Here is a 21056-nt window from a genome sequence, read left to right as displayed (position 1 = left end):
ATCCACTCGGCGGGATTTTTTTCGTCGTGAAACACGCCGAAAAAAGGCGTGTTTTTTGTTTAATATGGCAATTTACTTTTAGCCGATAGCAAGCCTTGTGCGAACATCTTCCCATTCTTTCGGCTGCAGGAGCGATTCAAAAAGACGGCACATATCGTGGAACACAGGTTCCGGGACGGAACGCTTTACATTTGCCAGCATCATCGTTTGCTCGTGAACATTTAGGGCCGGGATCATGTACCGTTGGAAGTTGCTCTGGATATGCGTTGGAATTTGATTGCGCAGTTTTATGCTCACCGCGATAAGATCATGATCTTCATGAGCCTCCCACAATAAAGGCATCGCAATGGACTCTTCATGGTAAAGATGCAAATAATAATCGCCGACAAAATGATTTAATTGGTCAAGGAAGACTGCCAGGTTGCCTCTGCAATCGAATCGGCATCCTTCATCTTCTCTACTGCTAATTCAAGGCGATTTAAAAGCTCGTCGGACCGTTGATGTTGAATTTCCAATTCGAGCCCTGTGTCCGGTGCACATTGATCAATGAGCGGCTGAATAAAAGCATCCTCATCGTTTGCATGCTGGTGCAGCATGGCCGCGACATTTTGGAATTCTTCAAAATAATGTCGCCTTTTTCTTGGATCGGTAAAATCCAACTTTCCTGCGTCCCAGACCATGTTTTGGAGCGCATGCCGAAGTCCCTTGTGAATCAGCGTAAACAAATGAAAGCGTGTATTCATGAATTGATCCTCCTTCTGTAATGTCACTCCAATTGTAAAAATATAGCTGGAATCGCGGTATCGGTTGGATTACGTATTTTCATAAAAGAGGGGAAACGCTTTTTTTATTTGTAACAATGTAAAATATATTTGACATAATGAACAGTTCAATTTACAATAAGTATGAAATATTATACTTAAAGCAAACAATTTTATACAATTATATATTTTGTACTTTTGATTCAATGGTTACATTCAGTTAATCACGAACAATGGAGGAGGAAGCTTCATGAAAGCAATCGTGTACGTAACATACGGATCGCCGGACGTGCTTCAGCTCAAGGAAGTAGATAAACCTGCTCCGAAAGACAATGAAATACTGGTAAAAGTGTACGCGACGACAGTAACGGCAGGGGATTGGCGCCTTCGCAAAGCCGACCCGTTTGCCGCAAGATTGTTCAACGGTCTCTTTCGGCCCAAAAAAGTAACGATTCTCGGATTTGAGCTAGCCGGGGAAGTCGAAGCGGCAGGCAAACATGTGACGCGATTTCGGAAAGGCGACCAAGTTTTTGCTTCTTGCGGTATCGGTTATGGCGGATATGCCGAGTACAAATGTCTGCCTGAAGACGGGGGAGTGGCGATAAAACCGGCCAATGCGACCTATGAGGATGCCGCAGCCGTTCCGATCGGAGGAATGACAGCTTTGCATTTTCTGCGAAAAGGAAAAATCCGGAGCGGGCAAAAAGTGCTTATCTACGGCGCTTCCGGGAGCGTAGGCACTTTTGCGGTACAGCTTGCCAAATATTTCGGGGCGGAAGTGACCGGGGTATGTAGTACTGCGAATCTGGAACTGGTGAGATCACTTGGAGCCGATAAGGTCATCGATTATACGCAAGAGGACTTTACCCGAAGCGGTGAAACCTATGATATGATTTTCGACACGGTAGGCAAAAGTCCGTTTTCAGGTTGTTTAAAGTCACTAGAGCCAAAAGGATATTATCTTAGAGCTATCCATATGGAGCTGTCACCGATCATCCGCGGGTTATGGACCTCTATGACAAGCGGGAAGAAAGTGATAGGCGGCACGGCGAGCATCGATAAGCCCGAAGATTTAACGTTCCTCAAAGAACTGATCGAGGCGGGGAAATTAAAATCGGTCATTGATCGACGCTATCCGTTGGAACGGATATCCGAGGCCCACAGCTATGTTGAAAGCGGCCATAAGAAAGGGAATGTGGTTGTATTTGTGCAGCCCGAATAATCATGGGAAATTCAAACAACCATTTCACGCAGCCTGTTAAGGGTTGTTTTTTTTTATTTCAATGATTATTTACGTTTGACAAAATGGTAAATCATGAGATACACTTTATTTTATTCTGACCATTCAGTATAAATAAAACTCGAACAAGGTGAATGAATGCCCAAAGTAGGAATGGAACCGAAGCGCCGCGCGGATGTCATTAACGCCACGTTAACGTGCATTAGCCTGTACGGGATTGACGGCATGACTCTGGATAAGGTCGCTGAGCATGCGGATTGCTCCAAAGGGGTTGTCGCTTATTATTTTAAGAATAAGGATAACTTGACGATCGAAGCTTTCAAGTCGTTTTTGGCCTATTACGGTCTAAAGATCGAATCGGAAATTGAAAATACAATGACGGCCGGGGAAATGATCGACGTTACGTTGAAGCATATACTGTCGCCATACCGTGATGATACTGGGAAGAAGATCAATGTATCGCAGCTTGCTGGCATCGATGAGATGTTTATCCCGTTCGAAGATCAAGGAAAGCTTTTTTTGCAATTTTTCTCCAAAGCCGTATTGGATCGCAATTTGCAGGAAGTCGTGTCCAAGAGCTACTTGGCCGATCTTCAAGGCATAGCCAAGATTTTTAATTACGGCAACAAGACAGGAAATATGTCTGTAGAAGATCCCCAAAGCGCCGCATATGGGCTGCTGGCGATGGTCGTAGGATTAAGCTTCTTTCGCGTAGCGAACGTACCGCCAACCCAAGGTGAAGATAACCGATACATTTGCGAGGATTATGTTAGAAGACTTACCAAACTAGGAGGGTAATTATGAATATAACGAAGGTAGAGGCGAATGGAAGAAATGTCGCCGTCGTGAGCGGCAGCGAGATTCTAATCAAGGATGTTCAGACCGCATTGGATCTTATGGCAACCGTACAATATGAAACAGGCTGCGATCGCTTTATTCTAGACAAATCTTTAGTCAGCGAAAGCTTTTTCGATTTGAAAACACGCCTTGCAGGCGAAGTCCTTCAGAAGTTCATCAACTATCGCACAAAGATTGCGTTTATTGGGGATTTTTCCGGGTATTCAAGCAAAAGCCTTCAAGATTTCATCTATGAATGCAACAAGGGTAACGATATCTTCTTCTTGCCGACCGAGCAACAAGCGATTGAAAAGCTAAGCATGCTGAAATAGAAGGTGAAACGGGAGGAAGATCGGTGTCAAACCTATGGCGCAGTCACGCTGATTATCCCATGGCAAAAATTTCTGCCGGTGAAGTTGGATTGAGGGACGATCGAATAAAGACAGCATGGACGACCCGAGTAGATTCTTTTATGCTTGCGCCGGTCCCAGTTACGAATGAGTTATATTTCTCGATACTGCAAAAGACAGTTGAACCTAATGACCATCCTTATGCTCCGGTTGTCAATGTCTCATGGAACGATGCAATCTCATTTTGTAATTTGCTTTCCCGGCATTCGGGCCTAAAGGAGTGTTACACAGTAAGCGATGACGGCGAGCATGTCATCTGGGACAGGGAGGCGGATGGCTATCGTCTTCCCACGGAAGCGGAATGGCAGTATGCCTGTAAAGCGGGAACGGAGGGCTACCGGTACGGCGAGCTTGATGAGATCGCTTGGTATTATGAAAACTCTGCGGACATGGTGCATGAGGTAGGCCAAAAGCTGCCGAATGCGTGGGGGATCTACGATATGATAGGCAATGTATGGGAGTGGTGTTGGGATGTATACGATGCAAAAGTGTACGGCTCCTACAGAGTGTTCCGCGGCGGGAGCTGGGCGGAGGAAGCCAGAGGTTGCGGTGCGACGTGCCGACGCCGTAGTCACCCTACGTTTCGCATCGATGATCTCGGCTTTCGACTTGCCAGGTCCCTATAAGTTGGCTCGAATTAGATAGCCGGCAAAAGCGAACATGCTTTTGCCGGCTTTTCGGTTAATCAAGTTTTTCGATTAGGTGATGGAGGCTTCATAAATGTCTTGAACGGATTTGGACAGCATAGCATTGAACTCATCGTCCGATTGGTCTGCGGTGAGTCCTTGCGAGAGGGCACGCGAGAAGCTGGCGATCAATCCGTGCTGACGCGCGAGCTTTTCGTTAGCTTCCGCTTGCGAATAACCGCCCGACAAAGCCACAATCCGAACAACGTGCGGATCGTCCATTAAATCGCTGTAGAAATTGTCTGCTGTCGGTATGGATAGTTTGAGCATGACCTTTACGTCTTTGCCGAGGGCCGACAATTGAGTGAATAGTTCATCCTTTAATAGCTTTTCCGATGTTTCCTTATCCGCGCTGTAAATGTCCACTTCCGGCTCGATAATCGGAACGAGACCCATCTCCGCGATTTGGTTTCCGATGGCAAACTGCTGCTCGACGACTTTTTTGATCCCGGCCGGATTCGCTTCTTTAATAACCGAGCGCATTTTCGTCCCGAAGATGTTTCGTTCTACGGCCCGCTTCAGAAGGTCGTTTAGACCCGAGATCGGCTTCATGAGCTGAACTCCGCCATCAAGATCGGCAAGTCCTTTATCGACTTTGAGAAAAGGAACGATGCCTTTCTGCTCCCACAAGTAATCGGCGGTCAATTGCCCGTCAATGTAACGATCCATCGTGTTCTCGAACAAAATCGCGCCGAGAATGTAACGGGAATCAAACGCGGGACTTTTAATAATACGCGTTCTCATCTCGTGAACCAATGCGTACATCTCTTCTTCCGTGGAATAGCTGTTTTCTTGAATGCCGTATTGAAGCAGTGCTTTTGGCGTACTGCCGCCGCTTTGGTCCAATGCCGCAATGAAGCCCTTTCCCGTACGAATGCGATCCAATTGTTTCGTATTCATGAAATCTTCCCCTTCCCTTTCGTGGACTGAATGACATCTTGAATTCTTTTATTATATCACTTTTAATTGGAGGTATACACATGATATAACAGGATAAGGAAAGGGGAATGATATGGGGTCTTATCTACCGGTACAGCCGCCATTATTGCAAAATGAGCCGCGGGATTCCGAATATCGATACCGCGAGTATGCCCCGAGCAAATGGCTGGAGCCTTATGTAGCCTGTTATTGGACCGTAAATTTTCATTGGTCCGATTCCGGCAAATTGCATCGCATCATACCGGATGGATGCGTCGATATTATTTTTGACTTAAGAGCCCCGTCTTTTTCCAAAGGAGCCATTGTGACGGGATTGATGACTACATTCGAAACGATGAACCTGACGCAAAGTTATTCCCTGATCGGCATCCGTTTTTTTGTGGATAAAGCCCGCCGGTTTTTCCAATATCCCGTTTCGGAGATGGTCGGGTACCGTGTGTTTCTTGAAGATATATGGGGAAAAGAAGCGATGTCCGTCACAGAGGAGGTTCAATCCGCCAATGAAGTGTCGGAAATCATTGAACGGGTTGAAACGATATTGTTAAGGCGGTTGCACCGCGGCGAGTCGGAGTCCGATCAACTGCTGCAATCGGGCATGCAGATCATGTATGCCAATCAAGGCAATCTTTCCGTTCGCGCTATGGCGGAAAAACTCAGTTACAGCGAAAGACATGTAAGAAGAACGTTTCAGAAGGAGCTGGGCATTGGCCCTAAAGAGCTTATAAGCATCATTCAATTCCAGAGTCTCCTGCAGGAGATGAATACGAATAGCGCAGCCTCTTTCGCGGATATAGCCGTCAAATGCGGATACTACGATCAACCGCACTTGATACGCAATTTCAAGCGCTATTATGGATTGGCGCCGAATCAAGTCTTCAATTCAAAATGTCCGTTTTTTACAATGCGTTAAACAGGGAATATGCGATCCTATAAACAAGCATGAAAAATAATCATTCAAGGAGGACAAAGGATGCAGCCACGCATTACAGTACTTACGCTGGGAGTCGACGATTTGGAAAGATCGCTCGCCTTCTACCGGGACGGATTGGGTTTCCCGACAGAAGGCATTATCGGCAGGGAGTTCGAGCACGGAGCGGTCGCGTTTTTCGATTTGCAGCCAGGTTTGAAGCTTGCCATCTGGAATCGCAACGATCTCGCGCATGAGGCCAAGGTGCCGTTAGCATCGCCAAGCTCTACCGAGATGACGATCGGCCACAACGTTGCCAGCAAAGAAGAAGTGGATCGGATCATGGAACAAGCTCGTCAGGCAGGGGCCGTCATTACCGACCCGGCGCACGACGCCTTCTGGGGAGGATATTCCGGCCATTTCCTGGATCCGGACGGTCATCTGTGGGAGGTCGTTTGGAATCCGGCATGGGAGCTTGAGGAGTAGGTCGATTCTAGATCATGAACACGCCGAACGAGGCGTGTTTTTGTTTTGTTTCTGGAAGATTTCCATTTCTTAGTTCATATTCAGTTCATAAACGTAAGTTAAGATTTCCTATGTAATCCGTTATATAGGGAGGAATCATAATGAGTCATGCATACAAAAAGGAAACGGACCCTGTCCGCGGGGAGTGGGCCGTTGAAGCGCGCGGACTTGTCAAAGCTTTTGGCGCCAATCGTGCCGTAGACGGCGTAAATTTGAACGTACGCGCAGGTACGATCTACGGCGTTCTTGGACCGAACGGAGCGGGCAAAACAACTACGATTCGAATGCTCGCGACCTTGCTTCGGCCGGATGCGGGTACGGCGCGGATTTTCGGACACGATGTGCTGAAGGAATCGCATATCGTCCGTCAATTGATCGGAGTAACCGGTCAATACGCATCTGTTGACGAGTCGCTTAGCGCGACCGAGAATTTAATCATCTTCTCCAGGCTGCTCGGGCTTGGACGTGCAGAATCACGGCAAAAAGCGGAGGAGCTGCTCGAGGAGTTCGGGTTGTCGGAGGCGGCGAAAAGGCCGCTCAAAAATTTCTCCGGCGGCATGCGTCGCCGGCTGGATTTGGCCGCAAGCCTCATTACGCAGCCGCCGCTTATTTTCCTGGACGAACCGACGACCGGGCTGGATCCGCGTACGCGTGCGCAGATGTGGGATACGATCCGCCGGTTGGTGAAAACAGGGTCAACCGTACTTCTGACGACGCAGTATCTCGATGAGGCGGATCAATTGGCCGACCGGATCGCGGTTATCGATCGCGGCCATGTCGTCGCCGAAGGCACCGTGGATGAACTGAAAGCGTCGGTCGGTACCTCTTCGCTGCAGTTGAGAGTCCGAAATCCGCTGGACATCGAAGACGCTCGCCGGGTCGTTGAACAAGTGCTTAAAGTTCAGTCTAATGTGTCGTCGGAGGCCGGTAAGATTATTGCTCCGATGGTCGATGCCGACCGGGTTACCGACCTGCTTATCGCACTACGTGCTGCGGGGATTCATTTGTCCGAGGTAAGCGTGCAGAAACCGACGCTCGATGAAGTATTTCTAACCATTACGGGCCATGGCGTCGAGGAGGACGCTTCAACGAAGACCGGCGAATCGAATAAAGCGGAGGTGGCTAGAGTATGAACAACACGCTGAAAAACTACACGAGCTTCGGCCAATCGGTACGCAACTCGTTCACGATGGCTTATCGCGGCCTGCTAAAATTAAAGCGGACGCCCGAGCAATTGTTCGACGTCACGTTCCAGCCGATCATCTTTACGTTGATGTTTACTTACATCTTCGGCGGCGCCATATCCGGCGACGTACAGAGCTATTTGCCGGTCATCATTCCCGGCATCCTCGTGCAAACCGTCATAACGACTTCAATCGTCACGGGCGTCCAGCTGCGCGAAGATATGGATAAAGGCGTGTTCGACCGGTTCAAATCGCTGCCTATCGCGCGCATCGCGCCGCTCGCGGGAGCTCTGCTCGCGGACACGATCCGGTATACGATTGCGACGGTGCTCACCTTTACGATGGGATACATTATGGGGTATCGGCCTGAGGGCGGCCTGGAGCACGTCGCCATCGCCGCGGTTCTCGTCATTTTCTGCTCGTGGGCAATCAGTTGGATCTTCGCTTTCTTCGGCGTCATTGCGCGTACCGCATCAAGCGTACAGGGGATTTCGATGATCGTGCTGTTTCCGCTGACGTTTCTGTCCAACGCGTTCGTGCCGGTCAAGACGATGCCCGACTGGCTCCAATGGTTTGTCAACATCAATCCGATCTCGCACCTCGTCACGGCCGTCCGGGATCTCGCCAACTCCGGAACGATGGGCTGGGACCTTGTCATCTCCCTCATCGGCGCGGCGGTCATTGTAGCCATCTTCGCGCCGATCACGGTTCGCGCGTATATGCGCCGAACCTAGGGCGAAGAACCGCGGACCGTTATGCTGCGGGTGATAAGGCGAAGGAATCCGTAGCTGCTCGGTTGGGGTGGACTAGACTGTTCAAACCGGAGAATGATATGATGGGTAATGGGTGAAGCAGATTATGAATAACGAAACAACAAACGCAGAAGACAACAGCAATCAAGCAACCGATTCCGAGAAATGGGCAGAACTCGTTAAGGCGGTTCACCATAACGGCCTTGTTGCTTTGAAACAGCAATTTGACGAAGTCGATGCTCAGGTATTGCATCATGAAATGTACGGCCCGATATTTGTTTATCAAGTGAAAGATGATTCGAATCACGATTATGCATGCGGTTTTTTTCTACGCGAGCTGGTCGCACTGTTTCAATCGGATCGAGATCCGGCGGAATGGATGGCTTCATTTTTTGTCGAGTTGATGGAGGTAGAAGGGGGAAAACCGCTTCCTAAACCACCCGCAAACGAAGACGAAGCCAAGGCGATCGTCGATAAGGTGCTGGTTCCGCAGTGCATAGCGGCAGTTCGGGAAGAATTCGCATCGGAGGAAGTCCATGCGGGCCTTGATTGGAATGAAGAACACGGCCCGGTCTTCGAAGCTGGATTTCCGGCGATACGGGACGGCAATAATGTGTGCGCTTTTCCTCTTCAACTGTTATTTATGCACTTGCTGTTGAATCGGGATCCTGCGGAATTGCTTCTTCAAGGGTTGTACCGAATCCGGGAAGAACATGGAATGGACTGATACGAACAATTCAAGGGGCTTTTCCTTAGCATGATCGATGTCTAAGGAAAGGCCCCTTGTTGGCTTTGGGGTTGGCAACCCGACATGCTGAAAAAGGACGTGAAAGGGAATTACAATCAAATTGTCGAACATAGTTATAATCGTATTACAACGCTGAAATTAAAGGCGTAGAATGGGGGTCATCATGTCTACTCCAATTTTATCTACAAAACTATATGTTCCCCCGCGCCGGCCCAAAGCCGTACTCCGCCCCCGCCTGGTCGAGCGGCTGAACGAGGGGATGCAGCGCAAGCTGACCCTCATCTCCGCTTCCGCCGGCTACGGCAAAACGACCCTTGTCAGCGAATGGCTCGCCGGTTGCTCACAACCGGTCGCCTGGCTGTCGCTGGATGAGGGGGATAACGATCCCGCATGCTTCCTGACATACCTTTGCGCCGCTTTACAGACAATGGGTGCGAGCATCGGAGAGGGTCTGTCCGGAGCCCTTCAATCCCCTCAGCCGCCGCGAGCCGAATCGATTATAACGGCCTTGCTGAGTGAAATCACAACAGCCATGCCGGACCATTTCGTACTTGTTCTTGACGATTACCATGTTATAGATGCCAGACCGATTGACCATGCCATCGCTTATCTGATCGAGCGCATGCCGCCACAGATGCATCTGGTCGTCACCACTCGCGAAGAACCGCGCTTACCGTTGGCTCGGCTGCGTGTCAGGGACCAACTGATCGAGATGCGCGCCTCGGACTTGCGCTTTACTTTCTCCGAAGCGGCCGAATTTCTGGAACGGGTGATGGGGCTAAGCCTTTCAACGGAAAGCATCTCCTTGCTTGAAGCCCGGACGGAAGGCTGGGTTGCCGGACTGCAATTAGCCGCATTGTCCATGCAGCAGCATCAAGATCCAGATAGCTTCGTCCATTCTTTCACCGGCAGTCATCCCCATGTACTGGACTATGTGGCCCAGGAAGTGCTGGAGCGGCAGTCCGCGAGCACTCGGAATTTCTTGCTGCGCACATCGATCCTCGACCGGTTATGCGGCACGCTTTGCGATGCCGTTCTTGGCGGGGGAGCCGGGGAAAACATAGCGCCCCTATCTTCGGGGCAAGAAACGTTGGAATATCTCGAGCACGCCAATTTATTCGTCGTTCCGCTGGACAGTGAACGGCGCTGGTACCGATATCACCATCTTTTTGCGGATTTGCTGCGAAAAAAGCTGCATCAGAGCGTCGCCTCGAATATAGGGGATGATGAGAGCGATGTGGCTGAATTACATCTCCGTGCCAGCATCTGGTATGAGAACAATGGCTTTGCAATTGAAGCTTTTCGCCATGCCGCTTCCGCCAAAGATACCGATCGCGCCGCTCGGCTGGCTGAAGGGGAGGGGATGCCCTTGATTTTTCGCGGAGCGGTAACCCCCGTATTGAATTGGCTGGATTCCATGCCGAACGTGGAATTGGATGCAAGGCCGTCGCTGTGGGTGATGTACGCCTCAGCCTTGCTCATGCTGGGCCGAACGATCGACGTTGAGCTGAAGCTGCAAGCTGCCGAAAGAGCCTTGCCAGTTACCGTTGAAGACGTCAAGACCCGCGATCTTATCGGACACATTGCCTCCATGCGCGCTACGCTTGCCGTCAGCAAGCATCAGGCAGAAACGATTATGGCCGAGTCGCGTCGCGCATTGGAATATTTGCACCCGGACAATCTGCCTGTCCGCACGGCCACGACCTGGACGCTTGGGTATGCCTATCAGCTTCAGGGGAATCGTACTGCGGCGGGTAAATCTTATACGGAAGCCTTATCGATCAGCCAGAGGATCGGGCATGTTATCATCTCCATCATGTCTGCACTTGGCTTAGGGAACATACAGGAAGCGGACAACCAGCTTGTTATGGCGGCCGAGACCTATCATGGCGTTCTGAAGATGGCAGGCGATCCGCCGTTGCCGATTGCTTGTGAGGCGTACCAAGGTTTAGCCCGTATATGCTATGAATGGAATGACTTGGAAGCCGCTATGCAACACGGTCATGTGAGCGTTCAACTGGCGAATCAGATCGATCACACGGACAGAGTCGTTGCAGGCGAAGTGATTCTCGCGAGGCTGAAGCTTGCGCGGGGAGAGGTAAGCGATGCAGCCGCCATGTTATCTAAGGCCGGTCATCTTGCTCGCCGCCAAAGCTTCGCGAATCAGTTGCCCCATATTGCCGCCGCACAAGTGCTTGTGCTGCTTCGCCAAGGGAACTTCACGGCGGCCGCTCAGCTGGCACAGAAGCACGAGCTTCCGGTCAGCCAGGCTCGAGTGCACCTTGCGCATGGAGATACGTCCGCTGCGCTTGCAGTGCTTGAGCCGTTGCGCATTCAAGCGGAGGCAAGGGGCTGGGAGGATGAACGGCTCAAGATTATGCTCCTGCAAGCGATTGCTTTGCATGCGCATGGCGAACAGGTCAAGGCGATGCAGCACCTGAGAGACACTTTGACGATGGCCGAGCCCGGTGGCTTCGTCCGTACCTTTCTCGACGAAGGCATTCCGATGAGCAGGATACTACACGAAGCGGCTGCTTATGGAATGATGCCGAGCTATCTGTCTAAATTGCTGGCCGAATTTGAAGCGAGTATCCCGAAACAGAACCCCAATTCCGATCAGCGCCATGCCCCGGCTTCCCGGTCCTTGATCGAACCGCTGAGCGGGCGGGAGCTCGAAATTCTCCGCCTCGTCGCCCAAGGACTATCGAATCGGGAAATTAGCGAGCGGCTGTTCATCGCGCTCCCTACGGTCAAAGGGCATAACCGGATCATCTTTGACAAGCTTCAGGTGAAAAGACGCACCGAAGCTGTAGCCAAGGCTCGCCAGTTAGAGTTATTGTGACCACAATAGAATTTATAAGTTTTCCGGAGGTAACGCAGTGGACCAAAATTCTATTTGGCAAGAAAAGCTTCAACTTACGCAGGGTCATCATCGTGGAGAGTGCTTCGAATAGAAGCTTTTCTTAATTTCGAAAACAATACTTTAGTATCTATATAACAATACCGTGCTCCCGATATACTAATTGCAAAATGAGGTTTGGAGGGAACCCATGAAAGCGATGGTATGCACAAACTATGGATCACCGGAAGTTCTGAAGCTGGGAGAGGTGGAAAAACCGGTTCCCAAGGCGAACGAAATCCTTGTCAAAATTCATGCGACGACCGTAACGTCAGGGGATTGCCGAGTTCGCAGCTTCAACAGTCCGATCTTGTACTGGCTCCCCATGCGATTATTTTTAGGGATAACCAAACCAAGAAAGCCTATTCTAGGCGTAGAGCTAGCCGGGGAAATCGAGGCCATTGGCAGTGACGTAAAGCGATTTAAAAAAGGCGACCACGTTTATGCATTAAGCGGAATGCGATTTGGCGGTTATGCGCAGTACACCTGTCTGCCCGAAGACGGAGTCGTCGCTTTAAAACCGGCGAATGCGACCTTTGAGGAAGCTGCGGCCGTTCCTTTTGGCGGAACGACGGCATTGCATTTTTTTAGAAAAGGGAATATCCAGAAAGGGCAAAAAATTCTTATCTATGGAGCTTCCGGAGCGGTAGGGACTGCCGCGGTTCAGCTTGCCAAGTATTATGGGGCGGAAGTGACGGGGGTATGCAGTGCCGCAAATATCGAATTGGTAAGATCGCTGGGAGCCGATAAGGTCATTGACTATACGAAAGAAGATTTTACGACTAGAGGAGAGCGTTACGATATCATCTTCGATGCGGTTGGGAAAAGCTCAAAATCCATTTGCAAAAAAGCGCTGGCGCCGAACGGGACATTTCTGACCGTTGATGGGCAGGGGGTCGCTAAGGAACGTACGGAGGATTTAATTTTCCTCAAGGAGCTAATGGAAACGGGAAAGATCAGATCGGTCATCGATCGGCGTTACCCGCTGGAACAAATTCCTGAAGCTCATCGATATGTGGAAAAAGGGCACAAAAAGGGGAATGTTGTCATCACGGTGAAACACGATCATAAAGTCTAAACATAACATTCGAAAATCAAACACGCCCAAAGAAAATGAAGGCGTGTTTTTAGTTGCTCAAATGGGGCGAGCGCTTGAATAATTCAACGGCACTTTGCAAAACCTTTGATCGATAGCGTCATGACTTTGACGGTCAAGGAGGTATTATTATCAAACGAATTATAGTTATTGCCGCCACATTATTCCTGATCACAGGCTGCACGAGCAAGAGCAATCAATATTCAAACAAACAAGCAACTCCGAATCAACCTAAGGTTACGACACAATCCCGCAGTTCTGCTCCTATCCGATCTACCCTGACACAGGCATCGTCGATTTCTACAACGAATGCGGGGAAATCTTCGATTCGGATGAAGGAAACCCCCGATGACATTTCGAACTGGTTGGGCGGTTTAATCGGAGGCAATCAAGGACAAGGAAGCAGCCCGGCGGCTCCGTCTGCAAATCCGCAGCAACCATCGCCGCAACAGCCTGCGGATTCCTCCCAGTTCGCGCAGCAAGTTTTGGATATCGTGAATAAAGAAAGAGCGAATGCGGGCTTGCAGCCATTGAGCATGAACGCCAGCCTCTCGAATGTGGCGATGATTAAAGCGAAGGATATGTACAATAATAATTATTTTGACCACCAGTCTCCGACGTATGGATCTCCTTTTGATTTAATGAAGGCCAACGGAATTACCTATAACGCGGCGGGAGAAAACATCGCCAAAGGCCAGACGAGCCCTACGGAAGTGATGAACCAATGGATGAACAGTCCCGGGCATCGTGCCAACATCCTGAATACCAGCTTCACCCAAATCGGGATCGCTTACTACAACAGTGAGTGGGTTCAAGAATTTATCGGCTAAAGATATAAGGCACATGCTTCTCGTTACGATACGCATGAACCGAACACGCCCAATGGGGCGTGTTTTTGCATGAGCAATTCAAATTTAATGAAAATAATCGATGACAAACCGGCGGAACCGCTCCGCCGCAGGTGAAAGGTATCGACCCTCGACCCAAGCGAGCCCGATCGTTCTTTGGCATTCGGGTTTTCGTATGGAAAGCAAGGCGAGACTGCTGAAATCGATCCCCTTCGTCTCCGGAAGCACGGCTACGCCAAGCCCGGCTGCGACCAGTCCGGCAATCGTATGCACCTCGTCTCCCTCGAATCGGATATGGGGATGAACCCCCGCCTCCCGAAATAAGTCGTCGGTAATTTTGCGAAGCCCATATCCTTGTTTGAACGAAATGATCGGTTCGCTTTGAATGTCCTCCAGCAGGACGGAGCCAGAGCCGGCCAGCCGGTGGCTTTTCGGAACGACGACGAAGATCTCTTCGCTCCATAGCCGCGCCCATTTGATTTGCAGTTTCGCATCGCGAGGAGAAGCGAGGACGAAATCGACTTCTCCAGAAGCGAGTTGCTCGAGCAAAATATGAGTGCTGTTCTGATGAAGCTGGAATCGTATGTCCGGATAGACCTCTCGAAACGCTTTGATCAGCTCCGGGACATATTGAACGCCAAGCGTATGAAGAAAGCCAAGCGACAACTCCCCGCGATCCGGATGAAGCATATCCCCGATCTCCTGTTTTCCTGCTGCATATTCCTCCATGATACGATCCACACGGCTTAAAAAAACGCGCCCGTACCGGTTCAGCGATATGTTGCGTCCGTTCCGATCGAATAGCGGGACGCCGAGCTCCTGCTCCAGACGGCCGATTGACCGGCTGAGCGCCGGCTGCGTAATCGATAACGCTTCCGAAGCCAAGGTCATATGCTGCAGACGGGCAACGGTGTGAAAATATTCAAGCTGCTGCCATTCCATATCCCGACACCTCAGTATTTTATCATTACATCAACGTTATAAAAACAATGAAAACAATGCATTATACGTTTTCATTATCTGCTCCTATACTGGAGTTGTCAACTAGAGCGCAGAAGGAGCGAGTCGCATGAACGAAAAGAACAACGGAAACGCCGCACATCGGCGTGCAGCTGCGGGCATGCTGCTGGGCAGCATCGTCACATTCGCCAATTTATACAGTCCGCAGCCGCTGATCCCGCGATTGACGGAGGAGTATCATATATCGCCCGCCGCAGCGGGTGCTTCGATTTCCGCATCGACGATCGCGCTTGGGGTCGGCTTGCTGGCGGTGGCCGTATTGTCCGACAAGTGGGGTCGGAAAACGACGATGAGTTTGTCGCTCGTCTTAACTTCCGTATTTGCCGTAGCTTCCTCGTTCGCTCATTCCTATCCGCTGTTTCTTGTTTTTCGCTTGCTGCTCGGGCTCAGCGTTGCCGGTTTTCCTTCCGTGGCGATGGCATACTTGAACGAGGAGTTCGCTCCGCAAGCGATCGGGAAGGTGATGGGCTATTACGTGGCGGGAACGGCAATCGGCGGGTTTCTGGGACGCGCGATTATCGGCTCGTTTACGGATTGGTTCGACTGGCGGTCCGCTATGCTGGTGCTGGGCATCGTGAGTTTGCTGTTCAGCTGTTGTTTTTTGGCGGCATTTCCGGCGCCTCGTCAAGGATCGCGGACGCCCCGTAACTACACATGGCGGCAATGGGCGGCGGGAACGAAGACAACTTTGCTGAACGCCAATTTGCTCTATTTGTTCGTGATCGCTTTTCTACTGATGGGCGGGTACGTTGCGGTTTTGAACTATATCGGCTACCCGCTGACGCATGCGCCTTATCATGTAAGCCAGACGGCGATCGGATTTTTGTTCGTCGTGAATCTGGTCGGAACGTGGAGTTCCATTTGGTTCGGCAAGCTGGCGGATCGTTATCGCCGAAAGCGCGTCATTGCCGCAGCGATGGTCATTTTTATGTTAGGGGTTCTGTTAACGCTAAGCGGGATTCTCCTCGTCAAAATCGTCGGCATTGCGGCGATCGCCTTCGGATTTTTCGCGGGTCGTACGGTAGCCAGCGGATGGGTCGGCCTGATGGCAGGCAAACAATCGAAAACGAACGCAGCTTCTTTTTATTTGATGTTCTATTACGCCGGTTCCAGCCTCGTCGGATGGCTCGGCGGAATCGCGCTGGACCGGTTCGGCTGGAACGGACTAGCCGCTCTTATATGTTTGCTGCTGTTCATTTCGGTTGTTATATCGTTTCAAGTCGGAAGCTCAAGACAGCCGAAATTTTTGCATAAGGCAACAAAAGCCGTATAATTCGAGGGCTACGAACTTTCACGGCTTATAAGAAAGCATAAATTTCACCCTGTATTTTACAAGCGAAGCCCTGATTCGAGCGGGGCTAGCCGTGTATCCTTCGTTTCTTTTATACGAAAATGCTATTTGCAGGGGAGGGGCGGAAGAAGTTGGGGGAGGGAGGGGAAGCAGGGAACAGGTAGCAGGGAGCAGGGAGCAGGGAGCAGGGAGCAGGGAGCAGGGAGCAGGGAGCAGGCAGCAAGTAGCAGGGAGCAGGCAGCAAGTAGCAAGTAGCAAGTAGCAAGTAGCAGGCAACAGCGGTAGGGGAGCAGGCAGCAGGCAGGTAGTAGGCAGCACGGAGCATAGCGTCTCCTCAATAACAACTGGAAAACATGCTGTTATTTTTATCGAATTCGACCATTTCAAGAACAATAAATGGAAAACATGCATCTATTTTTGCTAAATTCCGCGATTTCGAGGGAATCGTACAAAATTAAATACAGGTTTTCCAGTTATTTTTCACACACACCTTACTCCCTGTCGAATTACATACATATTTTCCAGTTATTTTTGCTCGACCCGCTCCCCGCCCCCGTTTCTCCCCGGACACTCCCCAGTCTAACCGCTTATGGATAATGAAAATATATGATAACCGGTTGACATATCATATGACAACCGGTTATCATAACGATGAAGCCGAAAATGAATGCGCATTCAAAAACTTTGTTAGGGGGAAAAGTCGTGAAAATGACAAAGAGAATTACATCTGGAATTTGCTTCGTTTTGTTGCTTATCTTGTTGTCGGCTTGTGCAAAAAGCAATACCCCAAGCCCCGCCTCGGGACAATCTGAAGGAGCGGAAACGACGCAGCGGACGACCGGGAACGAGGAGGTCAAGCTTACGTTCTTCAATACGTCCGCCGAAGTGAACGCAGTGTTTGAAGAGCTTTTCAAAACGTATCATGAACTTCATCCGAATGTGACCATTGAATTGATTCCGACGCCGGTCGGCGGGGCGCAGCTCGAGAAATTTCAATCTTTGCTGGCGTCCGGGAATCCGGCTACCATCGCCAATCTTGATCCGGGAACCATTGTGCAGTATAAAGACAAATTCCTGGATTTAGAGCCGGAGAAAGCCAAATATGAACAGCTGGCAAAACCGGGGGCGATCGAAGGCGCATTGCTGGACGGCAAGCTGCTCGGTATTCCGTGGACGGCTCAAGGATATGGCTTGCTGTATAACAAGCGAGTGGTAGAGGAAGCGATCGGAGGGACGTTTGATCCGGCTTCGGTGAAAACCCGCAATGATTTGGAAGCGTTGTTCCAAAAAATCGAAGCTGCCGGCAAGGCGCCGGTGATGATTCATGGGGCCGATTGGTCCCTGGGCGCTCATTATCTCGGATTGACCTATTCCTTGCAATCGAAGAGCGTGGAAGAGAATCGCAAATTCGTCGAGGGCTTGAAGAACGGCAGCATCACTTTGGCCGACAATCCGCAATTCAACGGTCTGATGGATACGTTCGACTTGTTAAAGAAATACAATGCGAGAAAAAACGATCCGCTTGTTGCAGACTACATGAAAGATAGCGGAGATTTCGCCAAGGGCAACGCAGCGTTCTACTTTATGGGAGATTGGACTTGGGCTGTCATTGGGACGCTGGAAGGACGAGATCAAGAGTTCGGCATGATTCCGGTGCCGATCAGCAATAATCCGGCGGATTACGGCAACGCACAAGTCGCTTACAGCGAACCGAAGCTGTTGGCCATCGATCAAGCGGGGTCATCTCCCGAGCAGCAGGCGGCAGCCAAAGCTTTTATCGAATGGCTGGTTACGAGCGAGCAAGGACAAACGGCGATCGTTTCCAAAATGGGGCTGTCGCTGCCTTACAAAGATGTAAAGGCCAAAGGCACAAATGTCATTTCCGATGCCGTCACCCGTTATGTTGATCAAGGACAAGTTCTCAATATCGGCGTAATCAACTATTTTCCGCAAGACTATTGGTCCAAGACGGGCGCATCGATGCAAAAATATTTAGTAGGGAAGATCGATCGCAAAGGACTTGCGGATGAAGTTCAAAATTATTGGAAATCGTACGCAGGTAAATAAAATGGGCAAAAAAACGTTTATAAGGAATGCGGGTACATTTTTGCTATTCGGGGGTCCATCCACATTTGCATTTGCCGCCGTTGTTATCGTACCGTTCATCGTCGGATTGTATTTGACGTTCACGAACTGGAATGTTCGAACGGCTGACAGCGGGTTGGTCGGCTTTGCGAATTACGCCGAAGTATTCCGCGACACACAGTTCCTCGGCCAGTTGGTGTTCACCCTCAAATATGTATTGTTTACGGTATTGATCGCCAATTTGCTGGCATTCTTCATTGCGCTGGCGCTGACTCGAGGAGGGAAGGGGGAGCAGTGGCTGCGGACCGGTTTTTTTACGCCGAATTTGATCGGCGGCATCGTGCTCGGCTATTTGTGGCAGACGCTGTTCTCGCAAGTTTTGCCTTACCTCGGCAATCATTACGGATGGACCCTGTTTCAATCGTCTTGGCTGACGGACACGGATACCGCATTTTGGGCGCTCGTCATTGCGACGGCTTGGCAGCTCGTTGGCTATCTTATGATTATTTACATCGCAGGATTCACCGGCGTACCCAAAGACGTGCTGGAAGCTGCCAGCATTGACGGAGCCGACAGATCTGCAACCGTTCGAAAAATCATATTGCCGCTTACCGTTCCGGCCATCGTCATATGCGTCTTTATTTCCGTTTCCCGTTCGTTTTTAACTTACGATATTAACCTTGCTTTAACGAAAGGCGGGCCGTTTCAATCAACGGAGCTGGCCACCTACCATATCGTTCAAAAAGCGTTCCTGTCCAACCAATATGGAATCGGTCAGGCCGAGGCCGTTGTTTTGTTTGCCGTCGTCGCTTTCATTGCGCTAACGCAATCTTATTTGCTCAAGCGATTGGAGGTTGAAGCGTAATGAAGGTACAGCGGTTCATTTCACGGACAAAAACCGCAGCTCTGTATTTGTTTTTATTCGTATTTTTAACGCCTTTCCTGCTGATCGTCATGAACTCTTTCAAAACAACGCAGCAGTTTACCGAAAATCCGTTATCTTTGCCCGAAGGCCTCGAATTCGGCAACTACGCCAGCGCTTTCGACAACATGGATTTCATGCAGGGATTCGTCAATTCCTTGATGATTACTGTAGCGGCGGTGCTCATCATCCTTATTTTTTCGTCGATGACAGGGTATTTGTTCGTTCGGTTCAAATGGAAGGTGAACGCCGCCGTATTTTTTACCATGCTGGCATCGATGGCGCTGCCATTCCAGGTGCTGATGATTCCGCTTGTCATGCTATACGGAAATATGGGGCTGCTGAATATGAAAGGAACTTTGCTGTTTATGTATTTGGGGTTTGGCGTTCCCTTCGGCGTATTTACGTTTCACGGTTTCATCAAAGGCATTCCGTATGAGCTGGAAGAATCGGCTTTTATCGAGGGAAGCTCGAGGCTCAGAACTTTTTTCCAAGTTGTGCTGCCGCTGTTGAAGCCGGTTTTCGTGACGCTTATTGTGCTGGATGTGCTCTGGATCTGGAACGATTATTTGCTGCCCAGTCTGGTGCTGCTGTCGCCGGATCAGAGGACGCTGCCGCTGTCGACGTTTACTTTTTTCTCTTCGTATTCGGTGGATTATGCGCCCTTAATGGCCGGATTGATGATGACCATTGCGCCGGTGCTGGCGTTATATCTTTTCGTCCAGAAACAAATCATCCAAGGAATTACGGAAGGGGCCTTAAAATAAATCGGGCGAAGACATGAAAATGTAATGCGCTTGGCTTATAATGGGTTAAAAAAGCAAGGTGAATCTTAATGCCTAAAATCGAAGATGTAGCGGAAAAAGCGGGGGTTTCGGTGACGACCGTTTCCCGCGTGCTCAATAACCGGGGATATATCAGTCAAGCGACGCGGGATAAAGTACATCGGGCGATGAAGGAACTGCATTACCAGCCGAACGAAATGGCCCGCGCGTTGTTCAGAAGAAAGTCGAATATGATCGGATTAATTATTCCGGCCGTATCCCATCCTTTTTTCAGCGAATTAGCTTATTACCTTGAGTATTATGCCGACCAGCGAGGGTATAAGCTGCTATTGTGCAATTCGAATCGCAACGTAGCCAAGGAACGCGGTTATATCGACATGCTGAAGAAAAATCAAGTGGACGCCATTATTATGGGCAGCTCGGTATTGGACGTGCAGCACTATCTTAACTTGAATTTGCCGATCGTCTCTTTCGACCGAACCGTAGCGGAGAATATCCCGATCGTAACTTCCGATAACGTCATGGGAGGCAAATTGGCGTCGCGATGTTTCATCGGCAAAGGTTGCCGCAAGCCGGCTTATGTATACCGCGGAATCGGCGGGCCTCATCACCATGCTTTGCTCGCTAGCGGAAGAGCGCAAGGCTTTGACGAGGAGCTGCAAGCCGCAGGGATTGAGCCCGTTCATTTGCAGCTCTCGGCAACCGACGCTGACGCCAAAAACGAGCATGACATCATTCGTTTTTTTCATGAACATCCGGACGTAGACGGCGTCTTCGCCAGCAGCGATGTAATTGCCGCCGAAGTGATTCAGGCTTGTCATCAATTAAACAAAAGGATTCCCGAAGATATCAAAATCATCGGATACGATGACGTGATGATCGCATCGCTTGTATCGCCGCGTCTAAGTACAGTCAAGCAACCGATTCGGGAAATGAGCGAATGTACGATCGAATTGATCGCCAAACAAATTGATGGCGAAGAGGTTCCTTTATTGAACACGTTCTCGGTCACGCTTATTGAACGAGGTACGACATGAGTGCTGGAATGGAACTGACGACGGAGGCCGCGCGAAGGTTGTTGACCGAATCTTCGTGCTCTCCGTGTCTTTTTTGTACAAAAT

21 protein-coding genes are annotated in these 21056 nt (G+C 50.1%); 17 read left to right on the top strand and 4 right to left on the bottom strand.

Annotation, left to right across the window (positions count from 1 at the left end; all coding sequences use genetic code 11):
- Window positions 1-78 precede the first annotated feature (78 nt).
- Both AC0LWM_RS01690 and AC0LWM_RS01685 read right to left on the bottom strand, forming a co-directional pair.
- Entirely contained in the window at window positions 79-342 is a 264-nt protein-coding gene (locus tag AC0LWM_RS01690; RefSeq protein WP_474673165.1) for a hypothetical protein, read from the bottom strand.
- Window positions 343-395: 53 nt separating this feature from the next.
- The gene (locus tag AC0LWM_RS01685; protein ID WP_474673164.1) at window positions 396-743 is read right to left on the bottom strand and encodes a hemerythrin domain-containing protein; all 348 of its coding nucleotides are present in this window, start codon (window positions 741-743) and stop codon (window positions 396-398) included.
- 268 nt (window positions 744-1011) lie between these two features.
- Between AC0LWM_RS01685 and AC0LWM_RS01680 the strand changes: the two genes are divergently transcribed.
- The 4 genes from AC0LWM_RS01680 (at window position 1012) to AC0LWM_RS01665 (ending at window position 3874) form a co-directional block, all read left to right on the top strand.
- Complete coding sequence (locus tag AC0LWM_RS01680) at window positions 1012-1983, top strand: NAD(P)-dependent alcohol dehydrogenase (protein ID WP_474673163.1); 972 nt, start codon at window positions 1012-1014, stop codon at window positions 1981-1983.
- A 156-nt stretch (window positions 1984-2139) separates the two neighbouring features.
- Window positions 2140-2799 carry a TetR/AcrR family transcriptional regulator gene (locus AC0LWM_RS01675; protein WP_474673162.1) on the top strand — a complete coding sequence of 220 codons (660 nt, stop codon included), beginning with the start codon at window positions 2140-2142 and terminating at the stop codon, window positions 2797-2799.
- 2 nt (window positions 2800-2801) lie between these two features.
- Window positions 2802-3170, top strand: a complete 369-nt coding sequence (locus tag AC0LWM_RS01670; RefSeq protein ID WP_474673161.1) for a DUF4180 domain-containing protein — start codon at window positions 2802-2804, stop codon at window positions 3168-3170.
- Window positions 3171-3229: 59 nt separating this feature from the next.
- The gene (locus AC0LWM_RS01665) at window positions 3230-3874 is read left to right on the top strand and encodes a formylglycine-generating enzyme family protein (protein WP_474673529.1); all 645 of its coding nucleotides are present in this window, start codon (window positions 3230-3232) and stop codon (window positions 3872-3874) included.
- 72 nt (window positions 3875-3946) lie between these two features.
- Here the strand turns inward: AC0LWM_RS01665 and AC0LWM_RS01660 are convergent, their stop codons facing one another.
- Window positions 3947-4834, bottom strand: a complete 888-nt coding sequence (locus AC0LWM_RS01660) for a fructose bisphosphate aldolase (RefSeq protein ID WP_474673160.1) — start codon at window positions 4832-4834, stop codon at window positions 3947-3949.
- Window positions 4835-4946: 112 nt separating this feature from the next.
- Here AC0LWM_RS01660 and AC0LWM_RS01655 point away from each other — a divergent pair, with 112 nt between their 5' ends.
- From AC0LWM_RS01655 to AC0LWM_RS01620, 8 genes are all read left to right on the top strand, one after another.
- Entirely contained in the window at window positions 4947-5783 is an 837-nt protein-coding gene (locus AC0LWM_RS01655; protein ID WP_474673159.1) for a DUF6597 domain-containing transcriptional factor, read from the top strand.
- A 60-nt stretch (window positions 5784-5843) separates the two neighbouring features.
- Window positions 5844-6266 (top strand): VOC family protein, encoded by a 423-nt coding sequence (locus tag AC0LWM_RS01650; protein ID WP_474673158.1) that lies wholly within the window; start codon window positions 5844-5846, stop codon window positions 6264-6266.
- Window positions 6267-6406: 140 nt separating this feature from the next.
- Window positions 6407-7438, top strand: a complete 1032-nt coding sequence (locus AC0LWM_RS01645; RefSeq protein WP_474673157.1) for an ATP-binding cassette domain-containing protein — start codon at window positions 6407-6409, stop codon at window positions 7436-7438.
- The gene (gene tetB(58) / locus AC0LWM_RS01640) at window positions 7435-8223 is read left to right on the top strand and encodes a tetracycline efflux ABC transporter Tet(58) subunit B (RefSeq protein WP_474673156.1); all 789 of its coding nucleotides are present in this window, start codon (window positions 7435-7437) and stop codon (window positions 8221-8223) included. The genes AC0LWM_RS01645 and tetB(58) overlap by 4 nt, the downstream gene beginning before the upstream one ends.
- Before the next feature lie 124 nt (window positions 8224-8347).
- Complete coding sequence (locus AC0LWM_RS01635) at window positions 8348-8968, top strand: hypothetical protein (RefSeq protein ID WP_474673155.1); 621 nt, start codon at window positions 8348-8350, stop codon at window positions 8966-8968.
- 184 nt (window positions 8969-9152) lie between these two features.
- The gene (locus AC0LWM_RS01630; RefSeq protein ID WP_474673154.1) at window positions 9153-11831 is read left to right on the top strand and encodes a winged helix-turn-helix domain-containing protein; all 2679 of its coding nucleotides are present in this window, start codon (window positions 9153-9155) and stop codon (window positions 11829-11831) included.
- A gap of 208 nt (window positions 11832-12039) precedes the next feature.
- Window positions 12040-12966 carry an NAD(P)-dependent alcohol dehydrogenase gene (locus tag AC0LWM_RS01625; RefSeq protein ID WP_474673153.1) on the top strand — a complete coding sequence of 309 codons (927 nt, stop codon included), beginning with the start codon at window positions 12040-12042 and terminating at the stop codon, window positions 12964-12966.
- A gap of 161 nt (window positions 12967-13127) precedes the next feature.
- Window positions 13128-13814: a CAP domain-containing protein gene (locus AC0LWM_RS01620; protein WP_474673528.1), complete on the top strand. Its 687-nt coding sequence runs from the start codon at window positions 13128-13130 to the stop codon at window positions 13812-13814.
- Between the two features lie 84 nt (window positions 13815-13898).
- On the opposite strand, the gene AC0LWM_RS01615 is transcribed toward AC0LWM_RS01620, so the two are convergent.
- A complete protein-coding gene (locus AC0LWM_RS01615; RefSeq protein WP_474673152.1) occupies window positions 13899-14774 on the bottom strand; it encodes a LysR family transcriptional regulator in 876 nt (291 codons plus the stop codon).
- A gap of 127 nt (window positions 14775-14901) precedes the next feature.
- Between AC0LWM_RS01615 and AC0LWM_RS01610 the strand changes: the two genes are divergently transcribed.
- The 5 genes from AC0LWM_RS01610 (at window position 14902) to AC0LWM_RS01590 (ending at window position 20972) form a co-directional block, all read left to right on the top strand.
- Window positions 14902-16125, top strand: coding sequence for an MFS transporter (locus tag AC0LWM_RS01610; protein WP_474673151.1), 1224 nt, complete (start codon window positions 14902-14904; stop codon window positions 16123-16125).
- Between the two features lie 726 nt (window positions 16126-16851).
- Complete coding sequence (locus tag AC0LWM_RS01605) at window positions 16852-18210, top strand: ABC transporter substrate-binding protein (RefSeq protein ID WP_474673527.1); 1359 nt, start codon at window positions 16852-16854, stop codon at window positions 18208-18210.
- A 1-nt stretch (window position 18211) separates the two neighbouring features.
- A complete protein-coding gene (locus AC0LWM_RS01600; RefSeq protein WP_474673150.1) occupies window positions 18212-19093 on the top strand; it encodes a carbohydrate ABC transporter permease in 882 nt (293 codons plus the stop codon).
- Entirely contained in the window at window positions 19093-19917 is an 825-nt protein-coding gene (locus AC0LWM_RS01595) for a carbohydrate ABC transporter permease (protein ID WP_474673149.1), read from the top strand. The genes AC0LWM_RS01600 and AC0LWM_RS01595 overlap by 1 nt, the downstream gene beginning before the upstream one ends.
- 68 nt (window positions 19918-19985) lie before the next feature.
- Complete coding sequence (locus AC0LWM_RS01590; RefSeq protein ID WP_474673148.1) at window positions 19986-20972, top strand: LacI family DNA-binding transcriptional regulator; 987 nt, start codon at window positions 19986-19988, stop codon at window positions 20970-20972.
- Window positions 20973-21056: the final 84 nt, after the last annotated feature.

This window comes from Paenibacillus sp. sgz302148 (assembly GCF_056120465.1).
Note: the sequence above shows the minus strand (reverse complement) of the source record. Positions and strands in the feature narration are given on the sequence as shown.

Coding starts and splice junctions, on each gene's coding strand:
- AC0LWM_RS01690 (WP_474673165.1), bottom strand. CDS start 342: ATGCCTTTATTGTGGGAGGCTCATGAAGATCATGATCTTATCGCGGTG.
- AC0LWM_RS01685 (WP_474673164.1), bottom strand. CDS start 743: ATGAATACACGCTTTCATTTGTTTACGCTGATTCACAAGGGACTTCGG.
- AC0LWM_RS01680 (WP_474673163.1), top strand. CDS start 1,012: ATGAAAGCAATCGTGTACGTAACATACGGATCGCCGGACGTGCTTCAG.
- AC0LWM_RS01675 (WP_474673162.1), top strand. CDS start 2,140: ATGCCCAAAGTAGGAATGGAACCGAAGCGCCGCGCGGATGTCATTAAC.
- AC0LWM_RS01670 (WP_474673161.1), top strand. CDS start 2,802: ATGAATATAACGAAGGTAGAGGCGAATGGAAGAAATGTCGCCGTCGTG.
- AC0LWM_RS01665 (WP_474673529.1), top strand. CDS start 3,230: ATGGCAAAAATTTCTGCCGGTGAAGTTGGATTGAGGGACGATCGAATA.
- AC0LWM_RS01660 (WP_474673160.1), bottom strand. CDS start 4,834: ATGAATACGAAACAATTGGATCGCATTCGTACGGGAAAGGGCTTCATT.
- AC0LWM_RS01655 (WP_474673159.1), top strand. CDS start 4,947: ATGGGGTCTTATCTACCGGTACAGCCGCCATTATTGCAAAATGAGCCG.
- AC0LWM_RS01650 (WP_474673158.1), top strand. CDS start 5,844: ATGCAGCCACGCATTACAGTACTTACGCTGGGAGTCGACGATTTGGAA.
- AC0LWM_RS01645 (WP_474673157.1), top strand. CDS start 6,407: ATGAGTCATGCATACAAAAAGGAAACGGACCCTGTCCGCGGGGAGTGG.
- AC0LWM_RS01635 (WP_474673155.1), top strand. CDS start 8,348: ATGAATAACGAAACAACAAACGCAGAAGACAACAGCAATCAAGCAACC.
- AC0LWM_RS01630 (WP_474673154.1), top strand. CDS start 9,153: ATGTCTACTCCAATTTTATCTACAAAACTATATGTTCCCCCGCGCCGG.
- AC0LWM_RS01625 (WP_474673153.1), top strand. CDS start 12,040: ATGAAAGCGATGGTATGCACAAACTATGGATCACCGGAAGTTCTGAAG.
- AC0LWM_RS01615 (WP_474673152.1), bottom strand. CDS start 14,774: ATGGAATGGCAGCAGCTTGAATATTTTCACACCGTTGCCCGTCTGCAG.
- AC0LWM_RS01610 (WP_474673151.1), top strand. CDS start 14,902: ATGAACGAAAAGAACAACGGAAACGCCGCACATCGGCGTGCAGCTGCG.
- AC0LWM_RS01605 (WP_474673527.1), top strand. CDS start 16,852: ATGACAAAGAGAATTACATCTGGAATTTGCTTCGTTTTGTTGCTTATC.
- AC0LWM_RS01600 (WP_474673150.1), top strand. CDS start 18,212: ATGGGCAAAAAAACGTTTATAAGGAATGCGGGTACATTTTTGCTATTC.
- AC0LWM_RS01595 (WP_474673149.1), top strand. CDS start 19,093: ATGAAGGTACAGCGGTTCATTTCACGGACAAAAACCGCAGCTCTGTAT.
- AC0LWM_RS01590 (WP_474673148.1), top strand. CDS start 19,986: ATGCCTAAAATCGAAGATGTAGCGGAAAAAGCGGGGGTTTCGGTGACG.